The sequence below is a fragment of the Mucilaginibacter sp. genome, from assembly GCF_036383575.1.
Taxonomy (GTDB): Bacteria; Bacteroidota; Bacteroidia; order Sphingobacteriales; family Sphingobacteriaceae; genus Mucilaginibacter.
Genome location: NZ_DASVOB010000527.1, coordinates 1 through 3,111 on the forward strand (window position 1 = coordinate 1; position 3,111 = coordinate 3,111).

Annotated in this window: 3 protein-coding genes; 1 reads left to right on the top strand and 2 read right to left on the bottom strand. The window is 38.1% G+C overall.

What is annotated here, in order from left to right:
- Window positions 1-832 (bottom strand): FecR family protein (locus VF500_RS18620; RefSeq protein ID WP_330861120.1); only part of this gene is annotated, 832 nt, incomplete at its 3' end.
- A gap of 614 nt (window positions 833-1,446) precedes the next feature.
- On the opposite strand from VF500_RS18620, the gene VF500_RS18625 reads away from it, so the two are divergent.
- A complete protein-coding gene (locus tag VF500_RS18625) occupies window positions 1,447-2,049 on the top strand; it encodes an RNA polymerase sigma-70 factor (protein WP_330861121.1) in 603 nt (200 codons plus the stop codon).
- A 342-nt stretch (window positions 2,050-2,391) separates the two neighbouring features.
- Here the strand turns inward: VF500_RS18625 and VF500_RS18630 are convergent.
- Window positions 2,392-3,111 (bottom strand): TlpA disulfide reductase family protein (locus tag VF500_RS18630; RefSeq protein ID WP_330861122.1); only part of this gene is annotated, 720 nt, incomplete at its 5' end.

Below are 3,111 nucleotides of genomic sequence, written 5' to 3' on the forward strand. Positions count from 1 at the left end.
GCTCACCTGGTTTAATGGTATTGCTTCCTCCTCCGGCCGACACTTTTACGCTGCCTTCAAGCAAAGTAGTTTTAACAGCCTGCTCATCATTGTAAGCATTAATATTAAAATGGGTTCCTAATACCTCCACTGTTTGCCCGTTTGAAATTACTTTGAACGGTTTTTTGGCGTTATGCGCAACTTCAAAATAGGCCTCACCGGTAAGTTCTACCCTACGCTCGGTACCATTAAACACCACCGGATATTTTATTGATGACGAGGCGTTTAACCATACTTTAGTACCGTCAGCCAAAATAAATTGATACTGTCCGCCTTGTGGCGTGGCTGCAGTGTTGTATACTGCGCTTTTTGAATTGTGACTGCTGCTTATATCATTGTAACTAATTTGTCCATTAGCCGCCTTCCTTATAATTATATTGCCCTGCCGGGCAAGTCTTCCAATTTTTGCGCTGTTTAACAAAATAGTGCTCCCATCTCCTAAAGTTAATATGGCTTTGTTTCCGCCAGGGGCAATGTCTTGTTTCTGCGGCTTGGTAATTGCAATTTGCTGGCGGGAATTACTGCTGATAAAATATCCGCCAACTGCAAGAAAAAAGAGTACTGAAGCAGCAATTGCCAGGCGCGATAACTGGATTTTTTTTGACCTGCCCTGTATTGTATTTAACAGTTTATCAAGACTCTCCTTTTGATCTTCTTCCAATTGAAAATGAGACAAATAAGGGTCATCGTGCTGATATTTTAAATACCAGCTTTCAACCAGCGCATTTTCATCCGGAGTAGTAGTGCCGTTATTATATCGTTCTATTAAATCTTTAATGTCTCGTGGTTGCATATTCTTAAAAGGATATGTTATCCTTATTATCTCCTATACAACTGACAATAGGGGGAGGGAGTAGATTAAAATAAAAAAAGAGTAAAATAATTTATTTAGCAGTATTTTGGTTGAAAGTATCACGTTCCTGCAGTACCTCTTCCTCCATTATCCCAACCGCTACATTGGAACCAACCATCACAGCTTTTCAGCTGATAATTTATGGCAAACAAAACCAACACAAACGTTTGTTTACAATAACAAAGCTCATAAATGCTTTTTTTGATCTTTTATAATTGAGAAACCTTGTTATTGCAGGTCTGTATTAATTACCCTCATAGTAAATTCTTTGCCAATCAGTTAAACACACCATTACTAATCAACGGGTTACAGATCTATCGCAATTGTATAAACTGCCCCGGGGCACTCTGCGTAACCTATTTTCAGGATATCAACGCAAACGATTGCGTTGAACTTTAACATTTAAAACCACCCTACCCTTATTAACTTGCAAGTACAATTATAAGATAGAACAAGAGAAAGGGAGCTCACTTCCGGCGATTCTTTTATACCAGATCACACTTGATCAGAAAACAATAAATATCATCCATAAAATTAAATCAATATAAACATTGATGGCTTTGTACAGTAAATACAGTGACGATGATTTGATAGCGTTGTTAAGGCAAGATGATATTTCTGCATTTACGGCGATACATTCCCGTTATTACGGAATGTTATATCAACATGCCTACAAAAGGTTGTCGGATAGGGACGCTGTCAAAGACATTCTTCAGGAACTTTTCATCCATCTATGGGATCAAAGAAGATCAATTGAACTTAAAGGCAATTTGCAGTCTTATTTATGCCTTGTAGTCCGAAACAAAGTTTTAAATGTTTTTAAACACGAGAAAATTAAATCGAATTATATCTCATCGCTCATCAATTTTGAAGAAACCTGCCAATCTACAACAGATGAGAATTTGAGGAACAAAGAGCTTGTCGCACTGGTAAAGGCAGAGGTAAGCGCACTGCCTCCTAAAATGAGGCTGATATTTGAATTAAGCAGAGATTCAAATTTGTCTCATAACGAAATTGCTGAAAAATTAGAGATCAGTTCACTAACAGTCAGAAAGCAAGTGAATAACTCTTTAAAAATATTACGGGCGAGATTAGCCTCACAGTTTCTGCTACTGTTTATTTTAATTGTATGTATTTGCTCAAGAAATTTGGCATAACACCTATGGATAGATAAAAGACGCTGCAAGTCTGATTTTACGCACCTAAAGCTGAATATCCTCCAAAAAATGATTGCATACAATTGATAATGAGACGATCGGGTAAAATACACTAATCGCCTCATTTCAGGACAACAATTATTATGGGATCTTGCTATTTTTAACTTTAGTATCCATGCGGAAGTAAAGGCATTTATTGATCAGATAATAAAATTTGGCCATACCTTATTGCTTCCTGGCTGCCCGTGGAATCTATAAACAGCCTCACTTACGTTTCAACTTCATTATCAACATAAACAACGCTATTTGCAAGTGCTTTTACCCACTTACCTTATGATTTTTTCAGGAATTGCTTTTAGCCATATCAATCATCATGGATAGTTCGTCAACCGCGGCTTCGTCACTACCATCAAAACCGGTTAATTTGAAGCGGATATTACCATTAGCGTCAATCACAAATTTTGCCGGGATACCCATTACCTTATAACTGCTTACTACTTTATTTTCTTTGGTTTCCGGGTCTTTTAGGTCCATCAATACCTGAAAGCTATATTTTTTACCAGTTATATAGTCACCGGCATCTTTTGTTGCCGTAGCTGATTTTTCCCAGGTATGGATGAAAAGGAATTTAACTTTAGGATCATCCTTATATTTGTTCAGAGCCATTTGCATAGCAGGGAATGAAGCCTTACAAGGCCCGCACCAGGTAGCCCAAAAATCAAGAATAACAACTTTGCCTTTCAAATCGGCTAAAGAAACCTTATTGCCGCCCAGATCAGTCAGGGTAAAGCCGGCAGCAGGCTCTTTAACCATTGCTTTAGTTAAACTTTTGCTTAGGTTCTCCAGATAGCTTTTCCTTATTGCAGCCGAATATTCACCAAAACCGGCATCGCTACCTTTAACTTTAATATACAGCGACTTAAACGCCTCTGCCATTTGCGGTGTAGCTTTACCACCTTTAACAACATCTTCCAGCTTATCATAAGCTTCCTGGTTGCGATTTAGCCCCATCAATATCTGCGCATACCTATAGTTAAGCTGCGGATTTAAACCTGTTGAACT

What these genes read in the sequence shown, in the direction of transcription:
- VF500_RS18625 (WP_330861121.1), top strand. Translation starts at nt 1,447, where the DNA reads ATGGCTTTGTACAGTAAATACAGTGACGATGATTTGATAGCGTTGTTA.